The sequence below is a fragment of the uncultured Aquincola sp. genome (assembly GCF_964001545.1).
Taxonomy (GTDB): domain Bacteria; phylum Pseudomonadota; class Gammaproteobacteria; order Burkholderiales; family Burkholderiaceae_C; genus Aquincola.
This window is the reverse complement of the sequence record NZ_CAXFDV010000747.1, coordinates 1-10,567: the sequence shown is the minus strand read 5'-3', so window position 1 is coordinate 10,567 and position 10,567 is coordinate 1. Positions and strand designations below refer to the sequence as shown.

The window sequence follows — 10,567 nt, the reverse complement described above, 5'->3', positions numbered from 1 at the left end:
TCCTTGACAACGACAGCCCCGAGAGACTACCGCGGCGGCCACCGGTTCCACCCGGTAGCCGGCTGTTGCATTTGGCACCGCGGCAGCGCGGCGGCGGCCCGTGACAAGGCCAAAGAGAGGTCAACAATCACAGCGATTTCCGCTCGCAGCGCTGGCGCTGTGGCGGCTAACCTCGGCGCCATGTTTTGCTGGCGTTTGATCGAAGAGTCTCCCGGCGCGCAGAGCGCGGTGCTGCGGGCCTGGCAGGCCCGGCTGCAGGCCCGCATCGACTGGTGCAGCAGCCGCTACGAGCAAGACCCCACCGTGCGCCAGGGCGTGGCTCTGGCGGCGCTGCAGCGGCTGCTGGGCGAGATGGACGCGGTGGCCCAGGCGGGTGAAGCCGGCGACGACAACCTGCGCAACCACCTGTCTTCGCTGCGCATCGGCCTGGCCGCAGCCGGCCTGCTGGAAGACCACCGCTGAACAGCGCCGCCGGGGTGCGTCGCCGCGCCGGTGAGCGCCCTTCCCGCCTCAGTAATGCGGCGGCAGTTCGTCGCGCAGGCTGCGCACCACACGCACATCGCCGTCGGGCTGCTCGCGGCGCAGCTGGGCCACTTCGCGCAGCAGCAGGTCGATCCGCGCCTGCTGGCGCACCACCACCTCATTGAGCCGGTCCAGCAGGTCTTCGGCGTAGCTGGCCTTGATTTCCAGCTCGGTCAGGCGGCGGTCGGCCTCGTCGGGCAGGGTGTCGCTCATCGGGTGGCCGGCTTGTCGCCGCGGCGCTGCTCACGCAGCATGTACAGGTACAGGCCTTCCACCTTCTCGCGCGCCCAGGGCGTCTTGCGCAGCAGCTTGAGGCTGGAAGCCACGCTGGGGTCGGTGCTGAAGCAGCGCAGCGGCACCCGCTGCGCCAGGCCCGGCCAGCCGTAGTGCGCCACCAGCGCGGTGACGATGGCTTCCAGCGTCAGGCCGTGAAGCGGGTTGCGCGGCTGCTGCTTGGGTTGCTGCGGCGGCTGCTCTTGGGGCACTGGCGCGGGTGCGCTGGCGGGGGTGTCGGGTGGCGTGACCATGGGGGCGGCAGTATCCCACCGCGGGGGCGCCGCGTTCAGGCCGGCTGCTTCACCCGCACCGGCACCGACTTGACGGCCGGCACCTTGCTCTCGCGCGCGTAGTGCTGCAGCGGCGCCACCGGGTTGCACTCGGGGTAGTAGCCGGCGCAGCAGCCGGGCGGCAGGTCGTAGGCCACCACGCGCAGGCCGGGTACTTCGCGCAGCACGCCGGGCGGCGTGGGGCCAGTATCGGCGGCGGCGCAGGCCAGTGTCACGGTGCTGCCATCGGCCACGCCCAGGCGGCGCATGTCGTCGCGGTTCATCAGCAACACGTCGCGTGTACCCTGGATGCCGCGCAGCCGGTCGTCGTAGCCGTACACCGTGGTGTTGAACTGGTCGTTGCTGCGCAGCGTGACCAGGCGCAGCACGTCGCCGCCGCCATCGCCGGCAAAGGCCGCATCCAGCCGCGCCGGGGCCTTGAACTCGGCCTTGCCGCTGGGCGTCTTCCATTGCCGCTGCACGGCCGGCAGCGGCCGCGCAAAGCCGCCGGGCTGGTGCATGCGCTGGTTGAACTGCGCAAACTGCTCGGGGTACGTGGCCTCGATCGCATCGCGGATGCGGGCGTAGTCGGCCACCCAGCCGGCCCAGTCCACTTGGGGGTTGGGCGGCAGCGTGGCCTGTGCCAGGCCGGCCACGATGGCGGTCTCCGACAGCAGGTGTTCGCTGGCCGGCGCATGCTGCCCGCGTGAGGCATGGATGCAGGCGGTGCTGTCTTCCACGCTCACCGTCTGCACGCCGCCGGCCTGCAGGTCGCGCTCGATGCGGCCCAGGCAAGGCAGCAGCCAGCTGCTGCGGCCGGGCAGCAGGTGACTGCGGTTGAGCTTGGTGGCCACGTGCACCGTCAGCGGCAGCTGCTGCCAGGCGGGCTCCATCACGCGGTGGTCGGGCACCGCCCGCACGAAGTTGCCGCCCAGGCCCAGAAACGCCTTGACCTTGCCGCTGAGCACACCTTCGCAGGCTTCCACCGTGTTCATGCCCTTGTGGCGCGGCGGCTCGAAGCCGTATTGCTGCGCCAGCACGTCCAGCGGTACCAGCTCGGGCTTCTCGGCAATGCCCACGGTGCGCTGGCCCTGCACGTTGGAGTGGCCACGCACCGGGCAGGCGCCGGCGCCGGGGCGGCCGATGTTGCCGCGCATCAGCAGCAGGTTGACCAGCATGTGCACGTTGTCCACACCCAGCTCATGCTGGGTCAGGCCCATGCCGTACACGCCGATGGTGGCGGTGGCCTTGGCATAGATCTGCGCACTCTCGGTCAGCGCGGCGCGCTGCAGTCCGCTCACGGTTTCGATGTCTTCCCAGGTCTGCGCGCGCACGAAGGCGGCGAAGTCGTCGAAGCCCTGGGTGTGCTGCGCGATGAAGTCCGCGTCCAGCACCCGGGGCCGGCCGGCGGCCCGGGCTTCGTCGTCCAGCGCCAGCAGCGCCTTGCACAGGCCGGTGATGGCCGCGATGTCGCCGCCCGGCCGCACCGCGTGGTAGCGCGAGGCGATGCGGGTGGTCGAACGCGTGGCCATCTGCAGCGGCCGCTGCGGGTTGGTGAACTCCTCCAGCCCGCGCTCGTGCAGCGGGTTGAAGACGATGATGGGCACGCCACGCTCGCTGGCTTCCTGCAAGGGATGCAGCATGCGCGGGCTGTTGCTGCCCACGTTCTGGCCGAAGAAGAACAGGCAGTCGGTCTTGTCGAAGTCTTCCAGCCGTACCGTGCCCACGGGCTGACCCAACGCGGCCTTCAGGCCCACCGAAGTGCTCTCGTGGCACATGTTGGAGCTGTCGGGCAGGTTGTTGTTGCCATACAGGCGCGCGAACAGCTGCCACAGGTACGAGGTTTCCAGCGACGCGCGGCCCGAGCTGTAGAACACCACCGAGTCCGGGTCGTCGGCCCGCAGCGCCTGCAGCTGGCGGCCGATCTCGGCAAAGGCCTGGTCCCAGGCCACGGGCACGTAGCGGTCCTGCGCCGCGTCGTAACGCAGCGGTTCGGTCAGCCGGCCTTCATGTTCCAGCGCCTGGTCGGGCCAGCCGCGCAGCTCGCTCACGGTGTGGCTGGCGAAGAACTCGGCGCCCACGCGGCGGCGCGTCAACTCCGCGAAGGTGGCCTTGGCGCCGTTCTCGCAGAACTCGGCCGTGTGCGCCTTGGCCGGCTTGGCCCACGCGCAGGATGTACAGGCAAAGCCGTCGGGCTTGTTCTGCCGCAGCAGCTCGGGCAGCGCGCTGGCGGCCGCATCGTCCCGCACACGGTGGGCGATGGAAGTCATCGACCCCCAACCGCCCACAGGACCTTCGTAGGGCTTGATCTCGATGTCGTCGTTCATGCGCGGCCTTTCGTGTTGCCACGCTGTGGGCAAGCGCCGCACCTGCAACGCAAACACACGGGACGTCGGCCTGCACCCCCGTCGGCGCAGGCAGGCGCTGCGATTGCCCTCAGGCTGCACCTTGTCATCAACGCCGCCATGACCACTTCCATCGCCCCGCCGCGGCCGATTCCGCGCGACCCGCAGGTGGACAGCAGCCTTGCGTTGCTGGCCGACCCCTACCGCTTCATTGCCACCCGCTGCCGCGAGCATGGCAGCGACGTGTTCGAGGCCCGGCTGCTGCTGCGGCCCACGCTGTGCCTCACCGGGCCCGAGGCGGCACGCCTTTTCTACGACGGTGACCGTTTTGCCCGCAGCGGCGCCGCGCCCGAGGCGCTGCGCGCCACGCTGTTCGGCGAAGGGGGTGTCCAAGGCCTGGACGGCGAGCGCCACCGCCACCGCAAGGCCTTGTTCATGCGCCTGACCGCGCCCGACGCGGTGCAGGCGCTGGCCGCCACCGTGCGCCAGGCCTGGCGCCGGGCCGCTGCCGGGTGGACGCCGGGGCAGCCGGTGGTGCTGTACGACGCCGCGCGCGAGGTGTTCACCCGGGCCGTGTGCACCTGGGCCGGCGTGCCGCTGCCCGAAGCGGAAGTGCGACAGCGCACACGCCAGCTGAGCCTGCTGTTCGACGGTGCCGGCGCGCTGGGCCTGCCGCACCTGAAGGCGCGCCGCGCCCGCCATGCGGCCGACGCCTGGGCGCACAGCCTGGTCGAGGCGGTGCGCAGCGAAGCCGGCGCCCCCGCCCACGAGACCGCCCTGACCTGCATCGCCCACCACCGCGACCCCGACGGCGAGCTGCTGCCGGCCCCGGTGGCCGCGGTGGAGCTGCTGAACCTGCTGCGGCCCACGGTGGCGGTGGCCGTGTATGCGGTGCTGGCCGCGCATGCGCTGCACCAGCAGCCCGGCCAGCGCGAGGCCTTGCTGCAAGCCACGCCCGAAGACGCGCCGATGGCCATGGCCTGCTTCATCCACGAGGTGCGGCGCTACTACCCGTTTTTTCCGGCGGTGGCGGCGCGCACGCGGCGCAGCTTCACCTGGAACGGCTACGAGTTTCCGGCCGGCCGCCGCGTGCTGCTGGACCTCTACGGCACCAACCACGATGCCCGCGCCTGGCAGACGCCCGGCGCCTTCCGGCCCGAGCGCTTCAGGCCCGACCGGCGGGCGGTGGAACGCCCCGGCAGCGAACGCACCGGCCCGCCGGAGCAGCGGCCCTACAGCTTCGTGCCGCAAGGCGGCGGCCAGCCCAGCCACCACCACCGCTGCCCGGGCGAAGGCGTCGCCGAGAGCCTGATGAAGCAGACGCTGCAGTTCCTGCTGCATGAGCTGCACTACACGCTGCCACCGCAGGACCTGTCGATCGACATGAGCCGCCTGCCCGCGCTGCCGCGCGATCGGCTGGTGCTGGTGCCGCAGGGGGCGGTGCTGCGTTAGCGGCCACCGAAGCCGCCCTGCTAAAACAAGATCAGTCGATTGATCTTGTTATCGCACCGCCCTACACTGCTCTTGTTGAGACAGTGACGGAGCAAGACAGTGCTGGAGATCGCCAAGGCAGACATCCTTTCCAGGTTGGCCTTCGACAACCCGTGGTGGGAAGAAGGCTCAACCGGCAAGGTGGCTTTCGAAGACACGCCACGCCGCAAATACTTCGAGCCCTTCCAGGCTGCCATCCTGGACTCATCCGTTCGCAGGGCGCTGGTGCTCATGGGGCCGCGCCGTGTGGGCAAGACAGTGATGGTTTATCACAGCATCCACGCGCTGCTGCACGCCGGTGTCGAGGCAAACCGCATCCTGTATGTGTCGCTGGAAACGCCGATCTACACCGGCCTCTCGCTCGAACGCATCCTGGCGATGTTCCAGGAACAGTTCAAGCACAACAGGCATGCCAAGCTGTTCGTGTACTTCGATGAAATCCAGTACCTGAAGAATTGGGAGGTTCACCTCAAGTCCCTGGTGGACTCCTACGCTGACTGCAAGTTCATCGCCACCGGATCGGCGGCGGCGGCCTTGCGGCTCAAGAGCAACGAGTCCGGGGCTGGCAGGTTCAGCGATTACGTGTTGCCACCCCTGACCTTCGCCGAGTACCTGCAGTTTGTCGGTCGTGATGAAGAGTTGGTAGCCGAAGCGCGTCAAGGGACTCGCATCACCTACACCGCGCGCAACATCGAGGAACTGAACGCCGAGTTTGTGCATTACCTGAACTTCGGCGGCTACCCGGAGGCCGTTTTCTCCGAGACCATCCGCGCCAACCCGGGCCAGTACATCAAGAGCGACATCATCGACAAGGTGCTGTTGCGCGATCTGCCCAGCCTTTATGGCATCAACGACATCCAGGAGTTGAACCGCCTGTTCACCACCTTGGCCTACAACACCGGCAACGAGGTCAGCCTGGAAGCCCTGTCAGCTTCTTCCGGGGTCGCCAAGAACACCATCAAGCGTTACCTCGAGTACCTGGAAGCGGCGTTTCTGATCCGCCGCGTCGAGCGTATCGACAACAACGCGCGGCGTTTCAAGAGGGCCATGTGCTTCAAGGTCTATCTGACCAATCCGTCCATGCGTGCAGCATTGTTCGGTCAGGTCGAGGCCGATTCGCCCGCCATGGGTGCGCTGACGGAGACGGCCATCTTCAGCCAGTGGCAGCACAGCCAGTCGACCAATCTGTATTACGCACGCTGGAACTCTGGCGAGATCGACATCGTGTCCATGTCCAGCGAGACGCAAGGACCGCAATGGGCGGTCGAGGTCAAGTGGACCGACAGGCCGTACAAGGCGAGAGCCGAGCTGGACAACTGTGTGGATTTCGCGGGTCGCCACCCACTGCTGCGCCAGCCCATCCTGATGACTTCGCGCACGGTGACGGACAGCGAGCTGATCTACAAGGGCGTCAGCTTTCAGTTCCAGCCAGCCAGTCTCTACGCCTACCTCCTGAGCGCCAATTTGCTGCGGCAACTCGTGGCGACCGCAGGTCGCAAACCCGTCCGCAGCACATCACCCAAATTGGCCGGTTAAGCCACCCGCCTTTGCGGCATCGCCGGCCGGTCGGGCTCCGCGGGTTCCGACACCGCGGCCAGCACCGCGGCGGCGGCCTGGGGGCTGGCCTTGGTGGCCAGGTCGGCCAGGCTCAGCATGCCCACCAGCCGGCGCTGGCGGTCCAGCACCGGCAGGCGGCGGATCTGGGCCTGGCGCATCTCGGGCAGCACCTCGTTGACCGGCTGGTCGTCGAAGCAGAAGCGCACGTGCTCGCTCATCACGTCGGACACCGGCGTGCGGTCCACCGGGCGGTTGCGGGCGATGCCACGCACCACGATGTCGCGATCGGTGACGATGCCCAGCAGCATCTCTTCCTGGCACACCGGCATCGCGCCCACGTTGAGGTCGTCCATCAGCCGTGCGGCCAGGTCCAGGCTGTCGTCGGGCGCCATCACATGGACGCCACGCGTCATCAGTTCGGCCACGGTGGTTGTCATGCTCTGCCTTGTGCTGCAACGGAAGGTTCGTTGCAGGGGCTGCGGCAAGCGCCGTGCCCCTGCCGCCGGCCTTACTCGCCGCTGGGTGCCTTGGCTGTGCCGGCGCCCGGCGCCAGACCCATGCCCAGCTCGGCCCCCGTGGTGGGGTCGGCCTGCGGGTCGGACATCGTGCGCTTGGCCATCTGCTGCACCACCTCGTTCTCTTCCAGCGTGAGCTTCACGCTGAACTGGCCGTCGCCACCATCGACCGCGCCCTGCTCCTCGCGGTCGCTGACGTAGGTGAAGTTCTCGTCGCTGTTCCACGGCCCGCGTAGGTCGCCCACGCCTTGCGACATGTTGTAGTACACGCCCGCGAACTCGGGCACCGGCGGCATCTTGCCCGGCGGGAAGTTGGGCGTGATGGCGTACAGCGCCTTCTCGAAGCTCTTCTGGTGCGCCACCTCGCGCGTCATCAGAAAGCCCAGCGCTTCCTTCACGCCCGGGTCGTCGGTCAGCGCGATCAGGCGCTCATAGACGATCTTGGCGCGCGACTCGGCCGCGATGTTGGACCGCAGGTCGGCCGTGGGTTCGCCGATGGTGTCGATGTAGGCCGCGCTCCAGGGCACGCCGGCCGAGTTGGTCAGCGGGGGGCCGCCGCCGTACAGCACCTGCGTCAGGTGCGAGTCGTTGCCCGCACCGGTGATGGCGCGGTAGATGTCGGCCTCTTGTTCCACCGCCTCGGCCAGCCGGCCCTTGGCGCCCTTGTTGAGCATGCCGACGATGGTGCCGATGATCTCGAGGTGGCTCAGCTCCTCGGTGGCGATGTCGATCAGCATGTCCTTGCGGCCCGGGTCGTCTTCACCCAGGTATTGCGTGAAATAGCGGCACGCTGCGGCCAGCTCGCCCTGCGGGCCGCCGAACTGTTCCAGCATGAGGTTGGCCAAGCCCGGGTTGCTTTCGCTGACGCGGACGGTGTATTGCAAGCGCTTGTTGTGAACGAACATAGAACTTCCTTTGCGGTTGGGATTGGCGCACCGATGTGCGCGGTGGTCACCCCGCTTCACGGCAAGGCGTGTTCCGCGTGCGCAGGTCCGAGGCCGGCAGCCCGTTTGCCGCAGTGCTGCACCTGCAACGAACCAAGGAAACGACATGCCCATTCCCACCAGCCAGGAAGGCGCCGATGAGCTGGTCAAGTCCAAGCCCGAGGACGCGGCGAAACAGCAGCGCGAGCAGAGCGAAGCCGCCATCGAGAACATGAACGACGACTTCGATGGCGGCGGCAGCGGCATCAGCGGCCTCAAACCCGAGGCCGGCGAGACGCGGGTGATCGGCCAGTCCGACCCCACCGGCACCAAGCGCTGATGCGCGGCAGGCTGCCCCGCGAGGCGGCCTGTTCACGTATCGTCAGCAAAAGTACCGCTGGGCCCGCAGGGGGTCCGGCACCCTGTTTGCCAACACCTGTATCGAAGTCCTGACCCGCCAAGAAAGAACCGCATGAACCGACCCCCCGGCTCCTCCTCCTCGACAGGCAGCAACCCGCGGCCCGGCATTGCCGGCCTGCCCGCCGGCATCCAGGGCCTGCTGCAGGAAGGCGCGGCGGCCATCAGCGCCCGCGTCAATCTGCTGGCGCTGGAGCTGCGCCGCGCGCGCGACGTGCTGCCCAAGATCATCGCGCTGCTGGTGCTGGCCGCCGTGGTGGCGCTGACCGGCTGGTTCGCGCTGTGGGTGGCCATCGCGCTGCTGCTGGTGCAGGTGGCCGAGTGGTCGCCGGTGTGGACGATGGCGCTGGTGACGGTGGTGAACGTGGTGGTGGCCGGCGTGCTGGCCTGGCGCGCGGTGGCCCTGGTGCCGCTGCTGGCCCTGCCAGCCACGCTGCACCACCTGACCGTCAAGAACGCCAACAACCCCTCCGAGGTGTCTTCATGACCGCCCCCCAAGCACAGGACGGCCTGTCTCTGGACGAACGCATCCGCCGCGCCGAGCGGGAAGTGATGCTGCACGACCGCCTGGTGATGCAGCGCCTGGACCAGGTGACGCAGCAGACCCGCAGCGCCGCCCGCTCCGGCGGCCGGGTGGCCTTGATCGGCGCGGGCGCCGTGCTCTCGCTGTGGGCAGGCTGGCGCATCTACAAGGCCGTGCGGCCCGACCCGAAGGCCAAGGCCCGCGAGCGCGAGCGTGCCCGCCAGGCGGCCTACCGCTATGGCCATGGCCTGGCCGACCACCCGGTACCGCCGCAAGACCGGCCGGGCGTGTGGGGCCAGCTGGGGCGGCTGGGGCTGATCCTGGCGCCTTTCGTGCTGCCCGCCCGCTCGCCTGCGGCCGCCGCCGCATCGGCGTTTGCACCGGGCGGCTGGTGGCCGATGCGCATCTTCCGCGTGGCCCGTACCGCCATGGATTGGCGGGCCGCCCAGCAGGCCAAGCGGGCCGAGCAGGTGAACAGCGCGCGCGCCGAGCGGGCGGAAACCGCAGCCACCCGGCCGCGCCCGCCCAGGTATTGAGGCGGCGTATTGCCACGGCGCCGCAGGCGCCTGTCAGACGCCGGCCCACCCCGGGGTGGGGGTTCGCCGCGACCGCTTGTTCGGGCCCCCACAAGACCCGCCATCTTGGTTAGCCTGAAGGCCTTGTACGCAACGCCGCAGTTCCTGCAGGCACAACCCCAAGGACCCAAGCCATGCCGACGATGAACACCAACACCGCCCGATCGACCAAGGCCACCACCGCCCGCAAGGAAAAGGAAGCGCCGGACGCGATCACCCTGCTGACCGACGACCACAAGGAAGTCAAGAAGCTCTTCCGCAAGTACGAGAAGCTGGTGAAGGCCGAAGCGGGTGCCCAGGAACGTGAGGCGCTGGCCCGGCAGATCTGCATGATGCTGACGGTGCATGCGCAGATCGAAGAAGAGATCTTTTACCCGGCCGCCCGCGACGTGCTGCCCGAAGCCGACCTCGTGGACGAAGCGACCGTCGAGCACGCCAGTGCCAAGGACCTGATTGCGCAGATCGAAGGCATGTCGGCCGACGACGACCTGTACGACGCCAAGGTGACGGTGCTGGGCGAGTACATCGACCACCACGTCAAGGAAGAACAGGACGAGATGTTCCCGAAGATGCGCCGCCGCATCGACATCAAGGCCGTGGGCGCCGAGCTGCAGGCGCGCAAGCAGCAGCTGATGGAAGAAAAGGCCGTGCTGGCCCACTGACGAGCGAGGCGGGCCGGGCCCGCCTTCACTTGTCTAGACAAGGCGGCTTCGGCCGCCTTTGTCGTGTCTGGCTGTCAGGTCAGCCCTTCGCGGGCAGCGGCAAGGTCTGCGCGCTCTTCAGGTGCTGCTTGAGCACCGGCAGCGTTCGCTGGATGAAAGCCTTCAATTCCGGGTCGCTGGTGTCCTGCTGCGCGCGCTCGAAACGCTCGATGTCGACCTGGTGCGCCGGAATCACCACGTTCTGCACCATCGCCTCGTCGAAGCGCGGCACCGGCGTGCTCTTGAGCTTGTCCAGCTCCGCCTGGCGGTCGGCGGACACCCGCGTGGGCAGCTCCACGCCCCGCAGCGCCGCCAGGCCGCGCAAGGCATCGTTGGCCACGCTGTGTTCCGACACCAGGTGACCGGCCAGCGCCTTGACCGACGTGTTCTGGGCCCGCTCGGCACCGATGCGGCCCACCTCCACCTCGAACAGCCCCGAGGCATGGGCCGCCG

At 68.7% G+C, this 10,567-nt stretch carries 13 protein-coding genes; 7 read left to right on the top strand and 6 right to left on the bottom strand.

Annotation, left to right across the window (positions count from 1 at the left end):
* Positions 1 to 180 precede the first annotated feature (180 nt).
* Positions 181 to 462: a hypothetical protein gene (locus ABNT58_RS26230; protein WP_348756320.1), complete on the top strand. Its 282-nt coding sequence runs from the start codon at positions 181 to 183 to the stop codon at positions 460 to 462.
* Between the two features lie 48 nt (positions 463 to 510).
* Here ABNT58_RS26230 and ABNT58_RS26225 read toward each other — a convergent pair whose 3' ends face one another.
* From ABNT58_RS26225 to ABNT58_RS26215, 3 genes are read right to left on the bottom strand one after another with little or no spacing between them, the layout of a single operon-like run.
* On the bottom strand, positions 511 to 735 hold the full coding sequence (locus ABNT58_RS26225; RefSeq protein ID WP_348756319.1) for a SlyX family protein: 225 nt from the start codon (positions 733 to 735) through the stop codon (positions 511 to 513).
* Complete coding sequence (locus ABNT58_RS26220) at positions 732 to 1,049, bottom strand: VF530 family protein (protein WP_348756318.1); 318 nt, start codon at positions 1,047 to 1,049, stop codon at positions 732 to 734. Before ABNT58_RS26220 ends, ABNT58_RS26225 begins: the two co-directional genes overlap by 4 nt.
* 35 nt (positions 1,050 to 1,084) lie before the next feature.
* Positions 1,085 to 3,394, bottom strand: coding sequence for an FdhF/YdeP family oxidoreductase (locus tag ABNT58_RS26215; RefSeq protein WP_348756317.1), 2,310 nt, complete (start codon positions 3,392 to 3,394; stop codon positions 1,085 to 1,087).
* 138 nt (positions 3,395 to 3,532) lie between these two features.
* On the opposite strand from ABNT58_RS26215, the gene ABNT58_RS26210 reads away from it, so the two are divergent.
* Positions 3,533 to 4,864: a cytochrome P450 gene (locus ABNT58_RS26210; protein WP_348756316.1), complete on the top strand. Its 1,332-nt coding sequence runs from the start codon at positions 3,533 to 3,535 to the stop codon at positions 4,862 to 4,864.
* Between the two features lie 99 nt (positions 4,865 to 4,963).
* Positions 4,964 to 6,439 carry an ATP-binding protein gene (locus tag ABNT58_RS26205; RefSeq protein WP_348756315.1) on the top strand — a complete coding sequence of 492 codons (1,476 nt, stop codon included), beginning with the start codon at positions 4,964 to 4,966 and terminating at the stop codon, positions 6,437 to 6,439.
* Here the strand turns inward: ABNT58_RS26205 and ABNT58_RS26200 are convergent.
* Both ABNT58_RS26200 and ABNT58_RS26195 read right to left on the bottom strand, forming a co-directional pair.
* On the bottom strand, positions 6,436 to 6,897 hold the full coding sequence (locus ABNT58_RS26200; protein ID WP_348756314.1) for a CBS domain-containing protein: 462 nt from the start codon (positions 6,895 to 6,897) through the stop codon (positions 6,436 to 6,438). The two genes, ABNT58_RS26205 and ABNT58_RS26200, sit on opposite strands and share 4 nt — an antisense overlap.
* A 71-nt stretch (positions 6,898 to 6,968) precedes the next feature.
* Positions 6,969 to 7,880: a manganese catalase family protein gene (locus tag ABNT58_RS26195; RefSeq protein ID WP_348756313.1), complete on the bottom strand. Its 912-nt coding sequence runs from the start codon at positions 7,878 to 7,880 to the stop codon at positions 6,969 to 6,971.
* 145 nt (positions 7,881 to 8,025) lie between these two features.
* On the opposite strand from ABNT58_RS26195, the gene ABNT58_RS26190 reads away from it, so the two are divergent.
* The 4 genes from ABNT58_RS26190 (at position 8,026) to ABNT58_RS26175 (ending at position 10,075) form a co-directional block, all read left to right on the top strand.
* Complete coding sequence (locus ABNT58_RS26190; protein WP_348756312.1) at positions 8,026 to 8,238, top strand: hypothetical protein; 213 nt, start codon at positions 8,026 to 8,028, stop codon at positions 8,236 to 8,238.
* A gap of 132 nt (positions 8,239 to 8,370) precedes the next feature.
* Entirely contained in the window at positions 8,371 to 8,802 is a 432-nt protein-coding gene (locus tag ABNT58_RS26185) for a phage holin family protein (RefSeq protein WP_348756311.1), read from the top strand.
* Entirely contained in the window at positions 8,799 to 9,374 is a 576-nt protein-coding gene (locus ABNT58_RS26180) for a hypothetical protein (protein ID WP_348756310.1), read from the top strand. The genes ABNT58_RS26185 and ABNT58_RS26180 overlap by 4 nt, the downstream gene beginning before the upstream one ends.
* Before the next feature lie 182 nt (positions 9,375 to 9,556).
* A complete protein-coding gene (locus tag ABNT58_RS26175; protein WP_348756309.1) occupies positions 9,557 to 10,075 on the top strand; it encodes a hemerythrin domain-containing protein in 519 nt (172 codons plus the stop codon).
* 79 nt (positions 10,076 to 10,154) lie between these two features.
* On the opposite strand, the gene ABNT58_RS26170 is transcribed toward ABNT58_RS26175, so the two are convergent.
* Positions 10,155 to 10,567, bottom strand: a 413-nt coding sequence (locus ABNT58_RS26170) for a DUF4142 domain-containing protein (protein WP_348756308.1), incomplete at its 5' end; no start/stop codon positions are given.

Bases quoted from the DNA above. Each gene is read 5' to 3' on its own strand.
- ABNT58_RS26220 (WP_348756318.1), bottom strand. From the start codon at position 1,049: ATGGTCACGCCACCCGACACCCCCGCCAGCGCACCCGCGCCAGTGCCC.
- ABNT58_RS26185 (WP_348756311.1), top strand. From the start codon at position 8,371: ATGAACCGACCCCCCGGCTCCTCCTCCTCGACAGGCAGCAACCCGCGG.
- ABNT58_RS26195 (WP_348756313.1), bottom strand. From the start codon at position 7,880: ATGTTCGTTCACAACAAGCGCTTGCAATACACCGTCCGCGTCAGCGAA.
- ABNT58_RS26215 (WP_348756317.1), bottom strand. From the start codon at position 3,394: ATGAACGACGACATCGAGATCAAGCCCTACGAAGGTCCTGTGGGCGGT.
- ABNT58_RS26225 (WP_348756319.1), bottom strand. From the start codon at position 735: ATGAGCGACACCCTGCCCGACGAGGCCGACCGCCGCCTGACCGAGCTG.
- ABNT58_RS26190 (WP_348756312.1), top strand. From the start codon at position 8,026: ATGCCCATTCCCACCAGCCAGGAAGGCGCCGATGAGCTGGTCAAGTCC.
- ABNT58_RS26200 (WP_348756314.1), bottom strand. From the start codon at position 6,897: ATGACAACCACCGTGGCCGAACTGATGACGCGTGGCGTCCATGTGATG.
- ABNT58_RS26210 (WP_348756316.1), top strand. From the start codon at position 3,533: ATGACCACTTCCATCGCCCCGCCGCGGCCGATTCCGCGCGACCCGCAG.
- ABNT58_RS26175 (WP_348756309.1), top strand. From the start codon at position 9,557: ATGAACACCAACACCGCCCGATCGACCAAGGCCACCACCGCCCGCAAG.
- ABNT58_RS26180 (WP_348756310.1), top strand. From the start codon at position 8,799: ATGACCGCCCCCCAAGCACAGGACGGCCTGTCTCTGGACGAACGCATC.
- ABNT58_RS26230 (WP_348756320.1), top strand. From the start codon at position 181: ATGTTTTGCTGGCGTTTGATCGAAGAGTCTCCCGGCGCGCAGAGCGCG.